Origin of the sequence: Aquipluma nitroreducens (genome assembly GCF_009689585.1) — a bacterium.
Lineage (GTDB): Bacteria > Bacteroidota > Bacteroidia > Bacteroidales > Prolixibacteraceae > Aquipluma > Aquipluma nitroreducens.
Map to the genome: position 1 here is coordinate 4,131,374 of NZ_AP018694.1, position 18,503 is coordinate 4,149,876.

Annotated in this window: 16 protein-coding genes; 9 read left to right on the forward strand and 7 right to left on the reverse strand. The window is 40.9% G+C overall.

What is annotated here, in order from left to right; all coding sequences use genetic code 11:
• Positions 1-178 precede the first annotated feature (178 nt).
• Entirely contained in the window at positions 179-946 is a 768-nt protein-coding gene (locus AQPE_RS17330; RefSeq protein WP_318347754.1) for an SGNH/GDSL hydrolase family protein, read from the reverse strand.
• Positions 933-1,490 (reverse strand): AAA family ATPase, encoded by a 558-nt coding sequence (locus AQPE_RS17335; RefSeq protein WP_318347755.1) that lies wholly within the window; start codon positions 1,488-1,490, stop codon positions 933-935. Before AQPE_RS17335 ends, AQPE_RS17330 begins: the two co-directional genes overlap by 14 nt.
• A 308-nt stretch (positions 1,491-1,798) precedes the next feature.
• Between AQPE_RS17335 and AQPE_RS17340 the strand changes: the two genes are divergently transcribed.
• Together AQPE_RS17340 and AQPE_RS17345 are read left to right on the forward strand one after the other, a co-directional pair.
• Positions 1,799-3,277, forward strand: coding sequence for a tagaturonate reductase (locus AQPE_RS17340; protein WP_318347756.1), 1,479 nt, complete (start codon positions 1,799-1,801; stop codon positions 3,275-3,277).
• 75 nt (positions 3,278-3,352) lie between these two features.
• Positions 3,353-4,840, forward strand: coding sequence for a UxaA family hydrolase (locus AQPE_RS17345; RefSeq protein WP_318347757.1), 1,488 nt, complete (start codon positions 3,353-3,355; stop codon positions 4,838-4,840).
• 106 nt (positions 4,841-4,946) lie between these two features.
• Here AQPE_RS17345 and AQPE_RS17350 read toward each other — a convergent pair whose 3' ends face one another.
• Together AQPE_RS17350 and AQPE_RS17355 are read right to left on the reverse strand one after the other, a co-directional pair.
• Positions 4,947-5,591: an HAD family hydrolase gene (locus AQPE_RS17350; RefSeq protein WP_318347758.1), complete on the reverse strand. Its 645-nt coding sequence runs from the start codon at positions 5,589-5,591 to the stop codon at positions 4,947-4,949.
• The gene (locus tag AQPE_RS17355; RefSeq protein ID WP_318347759.1) at positions 5,588-6,475 is read right to left on the reverse strand and encodes a Nif3-like dinuclear metal center hexameric protein; all 888 of its coding nucleotides are present in this window, start codon (positions 6,473-6,475) and stop codon (positions 5,588-5,590) included. Before AQPE_RS17355 ends, AQPE_RS17350 begins: the two co-directional genes overlap by 4 nt.
• A gap of 177 nt (positions 6,476-6,652) precedes the next feature.
• Here AQPE_RS17355 and AQPE_RS17360 point away from each other — a divergent pair, with 177 nt between their 5' ends.
• From AQPE_RS17360 to AQPE_RS17380, 5 genes are all read left to right on the forward strand, one after another.
• Positions 6,653-7,741, forward strand: a complete 1,089-nt coding sequence (locus AQPE_RS17360; RefSeq protein WP_318347135.1) for an IS4 family transposase — start codon at positions 6,653-6,655, stop codon at positions 7,739-7,741.
• 223 nt (positions 7,742-7,964) lie between these two features.
• Positions 7,965-9,443 carry a DUF1080 domain-containing protein gene (locus AQPE_RS17365; RefSeq protein WP_318347760.1) on the forward strand — a complete coding sequence of 493 codons (1,479 nt, stop codon included), beginning with the start codon at positions 7,965-7,967 and terminating at the stop codon, positions 9,441-9,443.
• 30 nt (positions 9,444-9,473) lie between these two features.
• The gene (locus AQPE_RS17370; protein WP_318347761.1) at positions 9,474-9,998 is read left to right on the forward strand and encodes a VOC family protein; all 525 of its coding nucleotides are present in this window, start codon (positions 9,474-9,476) and stop codon (positions 9,996-9,998) included.
• A 145-nt stretch (positions 9,999-10,143) separates the two neighbouring features.
• The gene (locus tag AQPE_RS17375; RefSeq protein ID WP_318347762.1) at positions 10,144-10,641 is read left to right on the forward strand and encodes an ORF6N domain-containing protein; all 498 of its coding nucleotides are present in this window, start codon (positions 10,144-10,146) and stop codon (positions 10,639-10,641) included.
• Between the two features lie 30 nt (positions 10,642-10,671).
• The gene (locus AQPE_RS17380) at positions 10,672-12,915 is read left to right on the forward strand and encodes a peptidase U32 family protein (RefSeq protein ID WP_318347763.1); all 2,244 of its coding nucleotides are present in this window, start codon (positions 10,672-10,674) and stop codon (positions 12,913-12,915) included.
• A 60-nt stretch (positions 12,916-12,975) separates the two neighbouring features.
• On the opposite strand, the gene AQPE_RS17385 is transcribed toward AQPE_RS17380, so the two are convergent.
• The 3 genes from AQPE_RS17385 to AQPE_RS17395 form a co-directional block, all read right to left on the reverse strand.
• Positions 12,976-13,197 carry a DUF2795 domain-containing protein gene (locus AQPE_RS17385; protein ID WP_111446584.1) on the reverse strand — a complete coding sequence of 74 codons (222 nt, stop codon included), beginning with the start codon at positions 13,195-13,197 and terminating at the stop codon, positions 12,976-12,978.
• An 87-nt stretch (positions 13,198-13,284) separates the two neighbouring features.
• A complete protein-coding gene (locus AQPE_RS17390) occupies positions 13,285-13,842 on the reverse strand; it encodes a cob(I)yrinic acid a,c-diamide adenosyltransferase (RefSeq protein WP_318347764.1) in 558 nt (185 codons plus the stop codon).
• 55 nt (positions 13,843-13,897) lie between these two features.
• On the reverse strand, positions 13,898-14,596 hold the full coding sequence (locus tag AQPE_RS17395) for an ABC transporter ATP-binding protein (protein ID WP_318347765.1): 699 nt from the start codon (positions 14,594-14,596) through the stop codon (positions 13,898-13,900).
• Positions 14,597-14,794: 198 nt separating this feature from the next.
• Between AQPE_RS17395 and recG the strand changes: the two genes are divergently transcribed.
• Both recG and AQPE_RS17405 read left to right on the forward strand, forming a co-directional pair.
• On the forward strand, positions 14,795-16,894 hold the full coding sequence (gene recG / locus AQPE_RS17400; RefSeq protein WP_318347766.1) for an ATP-dependent DNA helicase RecG: 2,100 nt from the start codon (positions 14,795-14,797) through the stop codon (positions 16,892-16,894).
• A 300-nt stretch (positions 16,895-17,194) separates the two neighbouring features.
• Entirely contained in the window at positions 17,195-18,448 is a 1,254-nt protein-coding gene (locus AQPE_RS17405) for a C1 family peptidase (protein ID WP_318347767.1), read from the forward strand.
• Positions 18,449-18,503 lie beyond the last annotated feature (55 nt).

Sequence of the window (18,503 nt, forward strand, 5' to 3'; positions counted from 1 at the left end):
TCAAAAAAAGCTATCGGTTCTCTGAAAATAATCAATCAATTCCCGGTAGTACCTTTCCAGGGCAGATTTATCTGCCCTGGTTTATTTTTAGTAAAAGGTCATTAGAAAAAAGGGAAAAATGCTCTTTGTTGTTTCTTTCCTCTTTTCTAATGACCAATGACACTTTCCTCATTCCTTCTTACTTTACCGCATTCAGCCAGGCTTCAGCCATTAACGAACACCCGGCCATAGTTGGATGAACTCCATCGGCAGTCCAGTATTTGGCTGGAGCACGAAGAATCGCTTCGTTAAAAATCGCTTGATAAGGAATGAAAACAGCGTTAAATTCTTCGGCAAGTTTCTTCGCAGCTTCCCGATAGCCATCAAAAGCCGGGAACCATTTTTCTGTTACAGCAGTTGAACCTAAGATTGCAAATGGCTCACCAATAACCAGTTTTACTTCAGGAAGCATTTTGCGTGTCAATACCAAAAGTTGTTTGTAGTCTTGTGCGTATTTTTCTACGGTTCCGTCGTATTTTCCGTCCAGGGTGTGCCAATAGTCGTTAACTCCGACCAGAATACTAATCAATGCCGGATTCAGATCAAAACAGTCTCTCTGCCAGCGTTCTGACAATTGATAAACTTTATTTCCACTAATTCCCCGATTGAAAATTGAAAAATCTTTCAAAGGATTCTCATTCAGAATGCGGGAGGCTGCCAAAAAAGAATATCCGGTTCCAAATGATGAGGATAAGTTTGATTGTTGTTTCATTCGTTCGCGACCGGCATCGGTGATTGAATCACCCTGAAACAGTATCACGTCTCCAGTTTTGAGTGATGGAAGGATTCCTTTTTGTCGCTTTTTGCCCAATTGCATTGAAGCTGAAAGAATTTCGGGGATTGCAGTCAGCGCAACAGCGCCAATGGTGGCATTTCTTAGAAAATTACGTCTGTTAATTTGCATCATTTTCAAAGTTTAATAAGTTTTCAAGTAGGTATTTTGTTCGTAGTTTGAGAGGTAATAAAGGTAGTTCAATTATCTGATAATTCAAGCTTATGTAAGTTTCAACGACAATTTCATGAATCCGGCAAGCTTCCTCAAAAGTCTCAGTGCGAATGGAGTCGTTCACAAAAATTTCAGGCCAGGGTGGTGTTACAAAAACCAGTGGTGCATATCTGTATTTCTGAGAATATTCGCTTAAAATTTCAGGAGTCCCAAATCCTCTGTAGCGGGCAAATGCCAATTGATCAGGAATGCCACGGTCAGCGAAAGCAGAAGCGCCAGCGGGTACTGAATCGAAAAAAGCCACCCGTTTTTGTAAAATGTTTTGCTGAAAAAGTTTTGGATTTTTCCAGGGAAGAACCTCGCCTCCTGATTCTTGTTCGGATAAAATCAAATCGCGCGCAAACTCTTTGGAACAGTTGTAGCCTAATTGTCTTAGTTCTTCGACTATGAGGGTTTTCCCAAATCCGGGGCCTCCGGTTATCACATAGATTTGTTTTTCAATCATGTTTTGTAACGTAAATATTGAACTGATAATTTTTCAGGTTAACATTTATTTTAATCAACAGTTGGGATTGCAGCTTAAAAATAGAAATTATTACCGCTCAAATTAATGATCTGGATTATATTTATTAAATAATCATTAATAATAAAACTGCATATTCTGTAAATCAATTAATTAGGTTGTTTTTTAAATCAGTTTATTTTCACGAATAGAATAAAAATATACATTTGCGGCATAATCCGTGTTCGTACACGGAATTCGGTTATGGCAATTCGTGTTCGCACACGGTGAATTTTAAAATAGATGACAAAATGGAATTAAATCGCAAAAACGCAACTCAGACAAAAGTTTATCCAACTCGTATTCTCCAGTTTGGTGAAGGAAATTTTTTACGTGCTTTTACCGATTGGATTGTTGATAAAATGAATAAGGAGATTGATTTTAATACGGGTATTGATGTGGTTCAACCGCTGCCTGGTGGAATGGCTAATATGTTGAATGCTCAGGATGGTCTTTATCATGTTTATCTGAAGGGAATCAAAAATGGCCAACCGGTTAAAGAATATTCACTCATTGATTGTATAAACTTGGGAATCAATCCTTACACGGAATACGCCAAATACGAGCAATCATACCTCAATCCCGATCTTCGTTTCGTGTTTTCGAATACGACTGAAGCTGGCATTGCTATGGACGAAACGGATACGTTGGATATGCAGCCGCAAAAATCGTTTCCGGGGAAAGTTGCCGCCTTACTTTATAACCGCTACAAGGCATTTAACGGCGCTGCCGACAAAGGCTTGATCTTTTTTGCTTGCGAACTGATCGACAAAAACGGCGATACGTTGAAAAAATATGTGCTTCAACATGCACAAAACTGGAATTTGGGCGATGAATTTGCGCAATGGGTAAATCAGTCGTGCGCATTTTGTAATACATTGGTCGACCGAATTGTACCTGGTTTTCCGAAGGACGAAATTAACGAAATTCAGAAAGAACTCGGATACGAAGATAAGTTGGTTGTTGTTGGTGAGTATTTTCATTTTTGGGTGGTTGAAGCTCCTGAATGGGTACAGAAAGAATTTCCGGCTGAGAAAGCTGGATTGGACGTGAAATTTGTAAAAGACATGACACGTTTCCGTGAGCAGAAAGTTCAGGTTCTGAATGGTTGCCACACAGGAAGTTATGCAGTTTCTTACCTAAGTGGGCTTGAAACAGTTCGCGAAGCATTTGAAAATTTGGAGGTTGGTCATTTTATGAAAGAGCTGGTTTACGACGAGGTTCTGCCTGTTTTAGACGGCACCGAAAAAGAGCTTCAGTCGTTTGCACATAAAATTCTGGAACGATTCCGGAATCCATACATTCGTCACCTGTGGCAGAGTATCGCGCTGAATGCCATGTCGAAATGGGAAACCCGCAACTTGCCAACCCTGCTTAATTATTACGATGCCCATCAGATGTTGCCACAAAAACTGGTATTTTCACTGGCAGCCATGATCGCTTATTTCAAAGGTGAAGCCGATGGCGAAAGTTACCCGATTCAGGACGACCAGTGGATTCTTGATTTTTACAAAGAAGCCTGGGCCGAATGTGATGGACGTCCGATTTCGATCCAGAAGTTGGTTGAGAAAGTACTGAAACTCGAAAAAGTTTGGAAACGTGACTTGAACGAAGTTCCCAACCTCACTATTTCTGTAACTTGCTATTTATTCCTGATCGAGCAGGTTGGAATGAAAAAAGCGGTGAAAGCCGTTCTGAGCAAAAATAATCCGTTGATGAAAATAGGATAAATAATTGTTTCGGGTTACGAGTTTCGGGTTACAGGTGTACCCGCAACACGAATCCCGCAACTCGCAACAAAAAAAATGGCAAAATTTATAAAACTTAATCCGAACGATAATGTGGCGGTTTGTCTTGAAATTGGACAAGCTGGTGACACAGTGGTTGTTAATGATCAGCAGTTCGTTCTTTCAAACGATATTCCGGTTGGTCATAAAGTGGCCTTGCAAGCAATTGCAGTCAATGCCGATGTGATCAAATATGGTGCGCCAATTGGTCATGCTATTGCTGAAATTCTGATCGGAAATCATGTTCACACGCACAACCTGAAAACCAATCTTTCCGGAACAATTACCTATTCATTCAACCAGAGGCTGAATGAAATCCGCTATGCAAAACGCGATCTGACGTTTAACGGATATCGCCGTAGCAATGGAAATACCGGAATCCGCAATGAAATTTGGATTGTGCCAACCGTTGGCTGCGTAAACGGTCAGGCGCAACAAATTATCAACCGGTTTCAGAAGGAAGTTAATCCTGAAAACGTGGATGCCATTGAGGTTTTCAAACACAATTACGGCTGTTCGCAGTTGGGCGACGACCATGTGAATACCCAGAAAGCGTTGGCACAGCTGATCAATCATCCGAATGCTGGTGGTGTTCTGGTTCTTGGGTTGGGTTGCGAAAATAACCAAATCGCTCACCTGAAAAAGTTTATTGGTGAATATGATGCTAACCGAATCAAATTTCTGGTTTCGCAGGAAGTGGAAGACGAAGTTGAAGCCGGCGTTGAAATCCTAAAGGAAATTTACGAACACATGAAAAACGATCGCCGCGAAGCAATTCCGCTTTCAGAATTGAAAGTTGGTTTGAAATGTGGTGGCTCCGACGGTTTCTCTGGAATTACTGCCAATCCATTGGTCGGTGTCTTTTCTGATTTTTTGATTGCACAAGGCGGAACAACTGTTTTAACCGAGGTTCCTGAAATGTTTGGGGCAGAAACAATTCTGATGGCGCGGGCAAAAGATCAATTAACTTTTGAGAAAACGGTGAGCCTGATCAACGATTTCAAGGATTATTACACACAGCATAATTTGCCGGTTTACGAAAATCCATCGCCGGGCAACAAAGACGGAGGTATTTCAACACTTGAAGATAAATCGCTGGGTTGCACTCAAAAGGGTGGAACAGCAACGGTTGTCGATGTTTTGAAATATGCAGAGCCAATTTGCGAGAAAGGACTGAATTTATTATCAGCCCCGGGGAACGATTTGGTTGCCGCATCAGCACTGGGATTCAGCGGTTGTCAGCTGGTGCTTTTCACTACCGGAAGGGGAACTCCGTTTGGAAGTTTTGTGCCAACCATGAAAATTTCGACCAACTCAGCATTGTTTACTAAAAAGAAAAACTGGATCGATTTTAACGCCGGACAATTGCTCGAAGGCAAAACAATGGATCAGTTGCTCGAAGAATTTATTCAGTATATTATTGAAGTTTCAAGCGGCAAGAAGTTAAGGCACGAAGAAAGTGGTTTTAAGGAAATTTCGATTTTTAAAACCGGAGTGACACTTTAAAGAGTTTCAAGTTTCAGGTTCCAAGTTTCAAGTTCGCAATTGGTACGGTATCCTTTGCCGTCAGGCTTTAGCCGACGGACATGTGAAAATTTGGAACCTGAAATTCTTAAAAATGCATTATTCCCAGTTGAGAATAATTCTGAATGACAGCATCGGCTTCTTTCTGCTTTTGAGGATCAGCGTCGGGACTATGGTAGGCCACACAAGTCATTCCGGCAGCTTGAGCTGCTTTTATTCCGTTTGATGAATCCTCAACTACCAGACAATTGGCCGGTTTTATTCCCAATCTTTCAGCAGTCAATAGAAAAACATCCGGCTCCGGCTTGCTTTTCCCGGCTTGTTCAGCGCTTGCAATTACCTGAAAGTACTTCTTGAGATCGGTTTTATTCAAGATCAGATCAATAATTTCAGGAGTGGAAGATGAGGCAACTGCCATTGGATATTTTTTCGCCTGAAGTTTTTCCAGAAGTTCAACCAATCCTGGCATGACTAGAATTTCCTCGATTCCGGTAAAATACCTGATGCTTTCAATGTGATTTTGCTCGATCAATTCTTCTACGAGTATTTGTAGGTTATATTGTTCTGCAATTTCTTTCCACATGGCATCCGAAGCAACTCCAAGGAATTTCTGATGGTCTTCTTCCGAAATCACAATCTTGTTCAACGCAAACTGACGTCTCTCAATTTCAGTATTGAACGGCTCGGTATCGACCAGCGTTCCATCCATATCAAAGATGATAGCTTCAATCATTTTACGATTGGCTTTTGAACAGACCAGTACGACGATCCATTTTCGAAATAAGTGATCGGAATTTCAGGAATAAAGGTTTTCATCCAGGTGGCGCAGTATTCCATTCCGGCTTCTTCCGAAGCAATATGTCCGGTGAAAATCACCGCTTTTTTCATTCCCATCATCGAGGCATCAAGGACGTATTCGTAGGTTTCCCATTCCGAAGCTTCGCCGGCAACAAGTAGCTCTGTAAAATCGTTGGTCAATAAATTAATGTGCGACGACGATCCCGGGGCGCCAACTGCCAGTGCAACATTGGTGAAGTGCATTTGCGGATCGCCAATAATGCGCAGTTGGCTTCCTTTCAACTTTTCCTGAAGCTTTTGAGCAAATTCTTCAACAGTCTGATCATTAAACTTGAAGTACGTCATGGAACTATCAATCTGATTAGCCTTCCAACCTAGTTTATTAACCATGCCCATGTAAATACCGTCAGGAACCGTGCGGTGCCAGTGATCGTGAAACCTGAAAATGATCAGTTTGTGTTCGTTGATATATGCTATTTTCTTGTCATAAACCGGATCAATTTTCAAAACATCGGTTTTGTCGAGGTGATTGTAGAATGTTGGCTCGTGTACGATAATTAGGTTACATTTACTGGCAACTGCTTTACGAAGTGTTTTCATATCGGCAAACATACAAACGGCGATTCCGGTGACTGTATCGTCAGGATTGCCGGTTTTAAATGTATCCACAGTTTCATTATTCCATGGACAAGTCAAGTGGGTTTGCATCTGGCCAATGATTTGACGGGCAGTTTGTGACTGAACTATAGATGGTTGTGCCAAGAGTTTATTCGAATTGAATGTAACAAGAAGAATAAGGCAAATTCCCAATACTTTCATCGTGTTTGTTTTTGTATGATAATTGCTTAACCCAACAGAATGTTTATATCTGTAAATGCTTAGTACATGACAAAAACATAAACAATTGATTATCAACAAAATAAGCATTAAAATATTTGCATAAAACCCTGAATATCATTATCTTACAAGGGATTACCACATCACTTAGTAAGAAATATGACACCCAGGGTAGATGCTAAAAGTAGTGAATTAGTTTCCATTTTCCATAAGCAATCAGGTTGGAATCTGGCACGAGTAAAGTTCTTTGTTTTCATGATCAGTGCACTATGTAAGGTGCAAACAGTTGGTTTTGAGAAGTTGGCTACAGCTTTTGACAGTAATGCCAGTACCAGTTCCTCTCTGAGGAGAATACAGCGGTTTATGTCTGAATATCTACTTGATACAGATTTGATCGCCAAATTAATATTCAGACTATTACCTCATGAACCACCTTTCCGTCTGGCAATGGATAGGACAAATTGGAAGTTTGGACAGCAGAATATCAATGTATTGGTAATTGCAGTTGTTTATCATGGAGTTGCTTTTCCGCTGTTGTTTAAGTTGTTGCCCAAGTTTGGTAATTCAAACACCAATGAACGCATTGAATTGATTGAACGGTTTATCCGTCTTTTTGGATCTGCTTCGTTGGATTGTTTGACCGCAGATCGGGAGTTTGTTGGAGAACGATGGATCAAGTATCTGAATGAGAACCGGATTCGTTACTATATCCGCATCCGCGAAAACTTTTGGGTTTTGCAACCTCACAATGGCAAACGAGTTAAAGCCAGTTGGCTGTTTGCCGATTTGCCGCTAAATGGTTGCCGAGTGAACCACCGTATTATTTATCTGAACGATCAACTGTGTTATCTGTCAGCCTCTAAAGTAAAGAACAAAGATGGAAAGCCTGAATTGCAGATTGTTATCTCATTCAACAAGCCAGAAGATGCACTTTGTATTTACAAAGAACGATGGCAGATTGAAACTGCTTTTAGAGCTTTAAAAACAAGTGGCTTTAATATTGAAGATACACACTTGACTGAAATTGGAAGAATTGAAAAACTGTTTGCATTGGTGATAGTAGCTTTTACATGGGCATACCTTGTCGGTGATTATTTGCACAGATACATCAAACCAATCCCGATCAAGAAACATGGAAACAAAACTAAAAGTCTATTCAAATATGGTCTAACATATATTGCAACTGTTCTTTTAAACGCTTTCTTTCAAGATGATATCGATATTTTTAAATTTTTGTCATGTACTTAGCTGTAAATGTATTAATTCTACTTTAACAGATTAACATTGGTGTTTGATTTTTCTCCTGTTTTACCCCAACCCTAAAGGAAGTCAGGGTGAAAACAGACAGATTTTTAGAATGTGTTAAAGTAGAATTAAATAGGAATACACAAAATATCTCTTACTATGCAATTCAAGTTTAACGTTAAGATTTTTATCTTTGTTAGTATTCTAAAACTAAACCAAACTAATCATGCTGAAATTCAAATCATTTCTTCTTCTCGTTTTTAGTGTACTGATATTTTCTTCATGTAAAACTAAAGAGCCGGAATGGACTGAACTCTTTAATGGAAAAGATCTTATCGGCTGGACTGCTAACGAAAATCCTGAATCTTTTAGAGTGGAAAATGGCGTCCTAGTTGCAGACGGCCCAATCAGTCATTTGTTTTATACCGGCGATTTTCATAAAGGTGTTTTTCGCAACTTCGAATTGAAGGCGATGGTGAAAACAGAACCCAGCAGCAATTCCGGAATAATGTTCCACACTCAGGAGCAACCTCACGGTCCGCTTTTACGCGGCTACGAAGTTCAGATTAACAACACTTATGAGCGTCCGGGCGATTTTCATGAGTTGAAGAAGACCGGAAGCTTATATGGTATCCGGAATGTGTATTATCCAACAGTAAAGGATAACGAGTGGTTTGAGCTGTCGTTCAAGGTGGTTGAAAATCGTTGCGAAGTATTTGTAAATGGTACAAAAGTGGTCGATTATATTCAGCCCGACGATCCATACCGTCCCAAGAACGATAAACTGAAAGTGTTCAGTGCCGGGCGCATTGCGTTACAATGTCACGACAAAGACAGCAAAGTGTATTTCAAAAGTATTCAGGTGAAACCACTGCCTAAGGCTGAAAAATTCGCCATGCTGGTTTCGAAAGAATGGGATGATAAAATCACTAAAATGATGTTCGAAAATTTCCCGGTAATCGATTTCCATGTTCACTTAAAAGGCGGGCTAACTATTGCGCAGGCCTGTGAAAACTCGTTGAAATTGGGTATTAATTATGGTATTGCACCAAATTGTGGATTGAAATTTCCGGTGACAGATGACGCATCGTTGAAAGCTTATATGGACACTGTTCAAACCAAGCCAATATTTAGGGGAATGCAAGCCGAAGGCCGCGAGTGGGTGACCCTGTTTTCGCCTGCGGCCGTTGCCAAATTCGACTATATTTTTACCGATGGAATGACCTGGACAGACCACAAAGGCCGCCGGATGCGACTTTGGATTCCGGAGGAAGCATTTGTTGATGATGAACAGCAGTTTATGGACGAACTGGTTGGCAAAATTGAGAGTGTAATTTCGCAAGAACCTGTTGATATTCATGTTAACCCGACTTTTCTTCCTGCCGTAATTGCAGCCAAATACGACGAACTTTGGACTGATGCCCGAATCGACCGTTTTGTAAACGTGTTGGCCAAAAATGGAGTGGCGTTGGAAATCAATTCGAGGTATAAACTCCCGACTGAAAAGATTCTCAGGAAAGCCAAAGAGGCCGGAGTGAAATTCACTTTTGGAACCAACAATACCGGTGCTGATTTAGGTACACTCGATTATTCATTTGAGATGAAAGAGAAACTGGGATTGACCTATAAAGATATGTTTATGCCGAAGAAACAAAATGAGAAGCCTGTTTTGGTAAAAGGACTTCCGAAAAAAATAACAGGTTAAAAATTCCGAAACCACCAAAAACCAAAAATCATGAAAAATCTTTTGAAAGCCTTTCTATTATTGGCAATGTTGCCAATTGTATTGCCTGCATTTTCTGTTCAGCCTCCCGGAGATTTTGCCAAATCGGGCATTTCTGTTGGATTAGTAGTTGAAGACCTGAATAAATCGCTCGACTTTTACCAGAATGTAATTGGCATGGTAAAAACCAGCACGTTCAGCGTTGAATCTGCCAGGGCCAAAGAACTTGGATTAAGCAATGGCGACCGGTTTGATGTGACCATACTGAAACTCGAAAACAGCGAACAGGCAGCAGAATGGAAGCTAATGTCGTTTGGTAAAAAAGCCACTCATCCGAAACAAAATTTTGTGCCTGACGACACTGGTATGCAATACATAACCCTCTATGTGAAATCGATGAAGCCAATCTTGGAACGTATCAAAAAGTATAATGTGAAAACGCTCGGAATCACACCTACCAAGCTCGACGAAGCCCGCGATTTTGTTTTGGTGCGTGATCCAGACGGAACTTTTATTGAAATTATCGGACCAAAATAGTCTTCAGAGAACAGTCACAATTGGCAGTTCGAGACCTATAAAAGCGGCTGAATAAAGGATGAAAATCTGGAGTTCAGCCGCTTTTGGTTTGTGTAATAATTCTTTGTAACTTATAGACTTGAAAGTCTTATGATCCTTACTCGGTATGGAACTGCAAATCATTCAAAACAAAATATTCGAGGTTAGAGGTATGCGTGTCATGCTCGATTTCGATTTGGCTGAAATGTATGAGACCGAAACAAAACGTTTAAAAGAAGCTGTCAGACGCAATATCAATCGTTTTCCTCCTGATTTTATGTTCGAATTAATTTCGGAAGAATGGCAAATCTTGAGGACGCAATTTGCGACCTCAAGTTGGGGAGGTGCCAGATATTTGCCATTTGCATTTACTGAGCAAGGTGTGGCTATGCTTGCTAGTATCTTGAACAGTCCGAAAGCCATCGAAATAAATATTTCAATTGTACGGGCTTTTATCGCGTTGCGGCAGTATGCACTTGGTTATGCCGAACTCAACCAAAAACTTGAAAATTTCATGATTGAAACGAACATGCAATTCAGCGACATTTATCAGGCGCTAACCGAGATGGCCGACCAGAAAGGAACAGCAAAATCGCGAAACCCTATTGGATATCTGAAGAAGTGATTAACCACCAAATCATTTATCTTTGGCCCCGTGAAACGAAAAATGGAGTTACTGGCGCCGGGAGGGGATGTTGATTCGATAAAAGCCGCAATACTGGCAGGAGCTGACGCTGTTTACTGTGGGCTTGATAAGTTTAATGCCCGAAATCGTGCGGCAAATATCAACTTCGATGATTTACAGGGAATTTTACGATTGGCACATCAGCACAATTGTCAGGTTTTTCTTACCCTGAATATCATTTTTGTCGACAATGAAATCCCTGCTTTGATTGGATTGTTGAATAAGTTAGTGAATACCAGTATCGACGGGGTCATTGTTCAGGATTTTGGACTTTTTTATCTTTTATCCCGCTTCTTTAAAGGTTTAAAAATTCATGCATCCACTCAGTTAACTACGCACAATGAAGGTCAAATCCGATTTTTGAGTAAACTGAATGCCACTCGTGTCAACCTTTCCAGAGAGCTGAATTTAAAAGAGGTAAAAGCCTTAACTGAAGTTGCCCATCAAAACCAAATGTTAACCGAAGTATTTGTGCATGGTTCGTACTGTGTTTCATTTTCAGGTATTTGTTACCTCAGTTCGGTGCAAGGAGGAAACTCCGGAAACCGTGGTCGGTGCAGTCAGCCTTGCCGCGACCGGTATGTCACGACTCCGGCGGGTGAAGATTATCCGCTCAATCTGAAAGATAATTCAGCTTGGTTTGATTTGCATGAACTTGATGGCGCCGGAGTCGATTCCCTGAAAATCGAGGGTCGAATAAAAAAGTACGATTACGTTTATACGGTTGTCAGTAACTGGCGAAAACAACTTCAATGTTTATCCATACACGAAGAATTGTTAACCGATAACAGCGCTCTGTACAAGGTTTTTAACCGCGATTTTTCCAATGGTTTCCTGACGGGAACTATCAATAAGGATATGTTTATTGACAATCCCCGAGACCATTCCATTCAGCGCCTTTCGGAAGTGAATGATTACACTTCAGATCATAAATTGGAGGAAAACCAAACCGGATTGTACAAAGAAAAGGAAGGGATTAAAACCTCGGTTGAAAATAAAATCAAGCAACTCAGCATTGCAAAAATTCCTTTGGTAATCAATATTTCCGGAGAAAGTGGTTCGCCTCTGGAAGTAGCGGTAAAAACTCCAGGTACTTCGTTTTTGGTGCTTTCGGAGGTTAATCTGGCAAATACTGGTACCGAAGTTTTAGATTATGCGATGATCTTTAAACGTCTGAAAGCCATCAACGATACGGAATATTTCATCGAGACGCTATGTCTGGACAATCTTAAGCCTGATGTTTATATCCCGTTTAAAGAACTTACCGCGATTAAAAAACGATTATTGTTTATCCTGAACGACTCAAGAGAAACTTTGGATCCGATTCATGTTCCAACCTTCAGGAAACAAAATCGGGAGAAACTAAAATCTTCGCTTTTGGTGCTGATTTCTTCACCAAATGATTTGCATCTCTGTAAGGAAACCACCGGCGGACTCTGTTTTCAGCTTCCGGATAGTTTTAAAAATGAATGTGCTGAGTTTACCGATCTTTTCAGGAAGAATGAAAACCTGATTCCGTGGTTCCCGTCGGTTATCATTGGCGATGATTATATTGCTGCGGTCGAATTTCTGGAACAGGTTCAACCTAAGCTGATTGTTACCAACAATACCGGAATCGCCTACGAAGCTTTTCAAAGAGGAAGCAACTGGATTGCAGGGCCGTACCTGAATGTGACTAACTCTTTTAGCTTGTTGAGTTTAAAAGAAAATTTCAACTGCTCTGGTGCGTTCATTTCAAATGAAATTAGTCAGACTCAGATGCGGCAGTTAAATAAGCCTGATAATTTTGAACTTTACTACAGCATTTATCATCCGATTGTGCTGATGACAAGCCGGCAATGCTTGTTTCATCAGGTTACCGGATGTGGAAAGGATCAAATTGACGCTACTTGTATTTCGCAATGCGAGAAATCAGCTACAATCATCAATCTGAAAAATGATACGATTTATCTGGAAAAATCGAAAGGGAATTATCATCGCATCATCAGTGAAACCAATTTTCTGAATACCGAAATTGTTAACGATTTCTCTGATCTCTTTTCTGGGTTTTTGGTTGATTTGCGCGAGATGAAAAACGGTAATAAAACTGATGTGAATAAATCAGGAATCATAAAGCAGTTCGAAAATATGCTGGACGGCGATCTCAATTCAAAAGCTGAACTACTGCAAATGATTCAGCATACTACGAATTCACAATATAAAAGGGGAATCTAAATCGGCCAGAAAACAAAAACGCAAGGCTTTCGACCTTGCGTTACTGTATGATAACGAGAATTAATATTCGTCTTCGTTAAAAAAGAAATCATCTTTGCTTGGGTAATCCGGCCAGATGTCTTCAATACTTTCGTAAATTTCTCCTTCATCTTCAATTTCCTGAAGGTTTTCAATAACTTCAAGTGGAGCGCCACTGCGGATGGCAAAATCAATCAACTCATCCTTGCTTGCTGGCCATGGGGCATCCTCTAGTTTAGAGGCTAATTCAAGAGTCCAGTACATATTATTAAATATTTAGTAGTTTTTAAATCGGTTTTTTTAACTTTTGCGAATATAACAAAAAAACGCATTCTGCAAACATTAATTTTATTAATCGTTTGCCTCTGGAAGCCATAGTATTTCCGCTGCTTTTTGGTCTAGATTTACCTTTCTGGAGAGTACGAAAATATAGTCAGACAGGCGATTAACAAACTTGATCAGGTTTGCGTCCACATCTTTATTTTCAGCTAATTCAACAATGTGGCGTTCTGCTCGGCGGCAAACAGTGCGTGCAACATGGCAAAACGATGAAGCCTGACAACCTCCCGGCAAAATAAAGTTACGGAGTTCGGGTAAGCTGGCATTCATTTCGTCCATTTCAGCTTCGAGTAACTCAATATCAGCTTTTTTGCATGGTAGTTGTTTTTTTATCAGGTCAATAGATTCTTCGGTGGCCAGATTGGCTCCAATTACAAATAATTTGTTCTGGATAATTTCAAGCACCTGGTCGGTATGAGTGTCAGATTGCATCGAACGAATCAGTCCAATATAGGAGTTCAACTCGTCGATTGTTCCATAGGCTTCGAGCCTGATGTTGTGTTTTTTGACCCGCGAACCTCCAATCAACCCAGTTGTTCCATCGTCGCCGGTGCGTGTGTAAATTTTCATTCTGATTTTAATGTTGGTAGAGACGCGAGGCATCGCGTCTCTACATGATTTGTTTTTAATAAACCGGATTTGGGTTAACGTAATCGGCTTCAATTTCGCCGTCTTTCAACCTGATGATGCGGTGCGCATGCATGGCAATGCTTTCTTCGTGCGTTACAACAACCAGGGTATTTCCTTTGCGGTGAATCTCGGCAAAAAGCTGCATGATTTCTTCTGAAATTTTCGAATCGAGGTTTCCGGTTGGCTCATCGGCAAGTAAAATACTCGGATTATTTATCAATGCACGTGCAACCGCAACACGCTGGCGTTGACCACCAGAAAGCTCATTCGGCTTGTGCTCAATACGATCAGCCAGACCAACTTCTGTCAAAATCTTTTCGGCTTTTTCGATGCGCTGTTGTTTTTTCACACCGGCGTAAACCAGAGGCAACATCACATTTTCGAGAGCGGTATTTCTGGGCAGTAGATTAAATGTCTGGAAAACAAAACCAATTTCTTTGTTCCGGATTTCGGCCAGTTCATCGTCCGATAAATGGCTTACATCTTGCTTGTTCAGTTCGTAGAATCCGCTGGTGGGAGTGTCAAGACACCCGATTACGTTCATCATAGTCGATTTCCCGGAGCCTGAAGCACCCATGATGGCAACGTACTCTCCCCGGTTGATGTTAAGCGATACAGAGCGTAATGCTCTCACAATCTGAGTACCTACCTTGTAGTTTTTTACAATTTTTTCAAGCTTGATAACACTTTCCATCTTTTGAATTGATTGGTTTGACTTGATTAGTTTGATTTAGCTTTTGTTTATTACAAATATCAAACCTAATTTCAGACAAAATACACGAAATAAAAAATAAAACCGCAAAAACCTCGAATTGTTGCACGGAAGGCCATCATTTAGCCAACCAGAAAAATCATCAGACCACAAAAAGGAGATAATTTTTATCTTTGCCTTATGTCAGAATTTCTGGATCAGGATATTAAATTTTTACCTGGCGTCGGTCCACAGCGTGCCGAAATGCTCAAAAAGGAATTGAAGATTTTCACCTTCAACGATCTTCTGTATTATTTTCCTTACAAATACATCGACCGGACTAAGTTTTACCGCATTTCGGAAATCACCGGTAACATGCCCTACATTCAGTTAAAAGGGAGCATTGTCAGGTTTGAAACAACGGGTGAAGGTGCTCGTCAGCGATTGATCGCCCATTTTCGTGACGAGTCGGGTGTGATGGAACTGCTGTGGTTTCAGGGCGTAAAATGGGTAAAGGAAAATGTCAAGGCCGGAGTTGAGTACATCGTTTTTGGGAAACCATCCATTTTCAACGGTAAAGTTAATATCGTTCATCCTGAGCTGGAACCGGCTGAAAACAAGCAAGTCTCGGTAGGAGTTTTTCAGGCGTATTACAATACTTCGGAAAAGATGAAGCAGAAATTTATGACGAGCAAAGCTCTGAATAAATTTCAATTCAATCTTTCGGCACTGATAGAGGGCAAAATATTTGAAACACTTCCGCCATCTTTAATTTCCAAATTGAAGTTAATGCCTTTGCCGGTTGCGTTGCGACAGGTTCATTTTCCTGAAAATCCAAATCTTCTGAAAAATGCCCTTTTTCGTCTGAAATTTGAAGAATTGTTTTACATCCAGCTACGCATACTTAGCCTGAAGCACAACAGGGAAGGCTCTTTTAAAGGATTTGTTTTTTCGAAGGTCGGATATAATCTCAATACATTTTTCAGCAATCACCTTCCGTTTGAGCTCACCAATGCGCAAAAGAAAGTGGTCAAGGAAATCCGCAAAGACATGGGCTCGGGCAAGCAGATGAACCGTTTGCTTCAGGGCGATGTGGGTAGCGGAAAAACGCTTGTTGCATTAATGACAGCTTTGATTGCTTTCGACAATGGTTTTCAGGTTAGTTTGATGGCTCCGACTGAGATTCTGGCCAATCAGCACTACAATTCAATCAAAAAGATGACCGATGGGCTCGGAATCAATATTGCACTGTTAACCGGTTCGACAAAGAAAGCTAAGCGAACCATTATCCACGAACAATTGGAAGATGGCAGTTTGCAACTGCTAATTGGTACTCATGCCCTGATTGAAGACAAGGTAAATTTTCAGAAATTGGGATTAGTCATTGTTGACGAGCAGCATCGTTTTGGAGTTGCCCAGCGCGCCAAACTCTGGAAAAAGAACGAATTTACTCCGCCACATGTATTGGTGATGACGGCTACTCCGATTCCGCGAACGTTGGCTATGACGGTTTATGGCGATCTGGATGTTTCGGTAATTGACGAGCTTCCACCTGGCCGGAAACCTATACAAACCTTGCATTATTATGAGAATCGCCGGAAGCAAGTCTACGATTTTATCCGTGAGCAAGTAACCGTTGGGCGGCAGATTTACATCGTTTATCCGCTCATCAAAGAATCGGAGAAACTCGATTTGAAAAATGTGGAGAATGGATACGATTTGCTGAAACAGGTATTTCCGCGGTATTCCATCAGTATGGTTCATGGCAAAATGAAACCTGCCGAAAAAGATGCCGAAATGCAACTTTTCAAAGAGGGCAAAACGCAGATCATGGTGGCTACAACCGTTATTGAAGTGGGTGTTGATGTCCCCAATGCTTCGGTGATGATCATCGAAAGTTCGGAACGATTTGGGCTTTCGCAGTTGCATCAGTTGCGGGGCAGGGTAGGACGCGGCGCCGAACAATCGTATTGTTTGTTGATGTCGTCGTACAAAATCAGCAACGAAAGCCGCAAACGACTCGAAACCATGGTGCGTACCAACGACGGATTTGAAATTGCCGAGGTTGACATGCAGTTGCGCGGACCTGGCGATCTGGAAGGAACCCAGCAAAGCGGTATCGGTTTCACCTTGAAAATAGCCAATCTGGGTCGCGATGGCGAAATTCTTCAACATGCCCGCAATCAGGCTTCCGACTTGCTCGACGAAGACCCCAAGCTTCAGAAACAGGAAAACCAGATTCTGGTTTATCACTTGCTGAAAATGAAAAATACGGAGTTTAACTGGAGCTCCATCAGTTGAGGAAAAGTCTTTAGGAAAAAGTCATTTGTCATTAGAAAAGCGACACCCCACTTTCCTAATGACTATTGACTAATGATCTATATCCCGCAACTCTTGAAATTTTGTAATTCTATCCTCAATCCGAATACGAATCTGCCTGATAAACCTGATTTTCTTCAGGATGTGAAACAATTGTTTCATCTATATTTCGGTCCCTAAAATAAAATTAGTAACATGAAACGACCATGAGAAAACCATTCTCACACAGAGAATGACTATTGGGGAGTTCCATGTGGCAATTAAAAATCAAATTATAGACACATGAAAAGAACAATTTGGATGGCAGGCTTGGCCGTTTCAATGGCCATTGGTAGTCAGGCTCAGAATGTAAGCAAAGGCAAAGTGATAACCGATGAAAAAGGCAAAGGTTTTTACTACGAATCAATCCTGAAGGATGTGACTGCGGTTGAGGAAAAACTTTCGGAGAAAGAGCCTTTTGTGCGCTTTGTAATGGATCAGTCGGGAATGGATTTGCCGAACAATCCATCGCTTTATACTACAGTATGGAGTAATCCAACCCAGTCGCAGGGAAATGCCGGTACCTGCTGGAGTTTTTCAACTACTTCGTTTTACGAATCGGAAGTGCTTCGCCAAACTGGTAAAAAAGTGGAAATTTCTGAAATCTATTCGGCTTATTGCGAATACATCGAGAAAGCCAGGCGCTTCGTTCAAAAGCGTGGAAACTCTGTATTCTCGGAAGGTTCAGAAGGCAATGCTTTGTCGCGCATCATGAAAACTTACGGAGCTGTTCCGGATGAAGCCTACACCGGCTTAATTGATGGACGCAAATTTCACAGCCATGCTAAAATGGTGGAAGAAATGACCGCCTTCCTGAATTCATTGAAAACATCGAACGCGTGGAACGAGGAATATGCGATAGAAACCATTAAATCAATCATGAACCATTATATTGGAGTTCCTCCAACTCAGTTTGTGGTTGAAGGGAAAACTTATACTCCACAAACTTACCTGAAGGATTACCTAAAGCTGAATCCGGATGATTTTGTTGAAATTCTTTCGTACAAACAAGAACCTTACTGGCAACAGGTCGAATACAAAGTTCCTGACAACTGGTGGCACAGTAAAGATTATTACAATGTTCCGCTCGACGATTTTATGGCAGCCTTGAAAAAAGCAGCAAAAAGTGGATATACTTTAAGTATTGGTGGCGATGTTTCGGAATCTGGATTCAGTCGCGAAACCAATTGCGCCATGATTCCTGATTACGATATTCCATCGGCTTACATCAACGAAGATGCCCGTCAGTTCCGCTTTTCGAACGAAACTACAACCGATGACCATGGAATGCAATTGATCGGCTATCTCGAAAATTACAAAGGATTGGGTAAAGACTGGTACCTGATAAAAGATTCAAGTTCAGGCTCCCGGAATGTCGGACAGGACAATCCTAACTTTGGATATTATTTCTTCCATGAAGATTACATCAAACTAAAAATGATGGGATTTACGGTTCATAAAGATGCTGTAAAAGATCTGCTGATGAAGTTTAAATAGTTTAAAATTTCGGTGAATAGTATTAAAACAATGATACTTTTGAAGACTTTTTTTT

Excerpts from the sequence above, each read along its gene's own strand:
- AQPE_RS17330 (WP_318347754.1), bottom strand. The coding sequence starts at position 946 with ATGATGCAAATTAACAGACGTAATTTTCTAAGAAATGCCACCATTGGC.
- AQPE_RS17335 (WP_318347755.1), bottom strand. The coding sequence starts at position 1,490 with ATGATTGAAAAACAAATCTATGTGATAACCGGAGGCCCCGGATTTGGG.
- AQPE_RS17340 (WP_318347756.1), top strand. The coding sequence starts at position 1,799 with ATGGAATTAAATCGCAAAAACGCAACTCAGACAAAAGTTTATCCAACT.
- AQPE_RS17345 (WP_318347757.1), top strand. The coding sequence starts at position 3,353 with ATGGCAAAATTTATAAAACTTAATCCGAACGATAATGTGGCGGTTTGT.
- AQPE_RS17350 (WP_318347758.1), bottom strand. The coding sequence starts at position 5,591 with ATGATTGAAGCTATCATCTTTGATATGGATGGAACGCTGGTCGATACC.
- AQPE_RS17355 (WP_318347759.1), bottom strand. The coding sequence starts at position 6,475 with ATGAAAGTATTGGGAATTTGCCTTATTCTTCTTGTTACATTCAATTCG.
- AQPE_RS17360 (WP_318347135.1), top strand. The coding sequence starts at position 6,653 with ATGACACCCAGGGTAGATGCTAAAAGTAGTGAATTAGTTTCCATTTTC.
- AQPE_RS17365 (WP_318347760.1), top strand. The coding sequence starts at position 7,965 with ATGCTGAAATTCAAATCATTTCTTCTTCTCGTTTTTAGTGTACTGATA.
- AQPE_RS17370 (WP_318347761.1), top strand. The coding sequence starts at position 9,474 with ATGAAAAATCTTTTGAAAGCCTTTCTATTATTGGCAATGTTGCCAATT.
- AQPE_RS17375 (WP_318347762.1), top strand. The coding sequence starts at position 10,144 with ATGGAACTGCAAATCATTCAAAACAAAATATTCGAGGTTAGAGGTATG.
- AQPE_RS17385 (WP_111446584.1), bottom strand. The coding sequence starts at position 13,197 with ATGTACTGGACTCTTGAATTAGCCTCTAAACTAGAGGATGCCCCATGG.
- AQPE_RS17390 (WP_318347764.1), bottom strand. The coding sequence starts at position 13,842 with ATGAAAATTTACACACGCACCGGCGACGATGGAACAACTGGGTTGATT.
- AQPE_RS17395 (WP_318347765.1), bottom strand. The coding sequence starts at position 14,596 with ATGGAAAGTGTTATCAAGCTTGAAAAAATTGTAAAAAACTACAAGGTA.
- recG (WP_318347766.1), top strand. The coding sequence starts at position 14,795 with ATGTCAGAATTTCTGGATCAGGATATTAAATTTTTACCTGGCGTCGGT.
- AQPE_RS17405 (WP_318347767.1), top strand. The coding sequence starts at position 17,195 with ATGAAAAGAACAATTTGGATGGCAGGCTTGGCCGTTTCAATGGCCATT.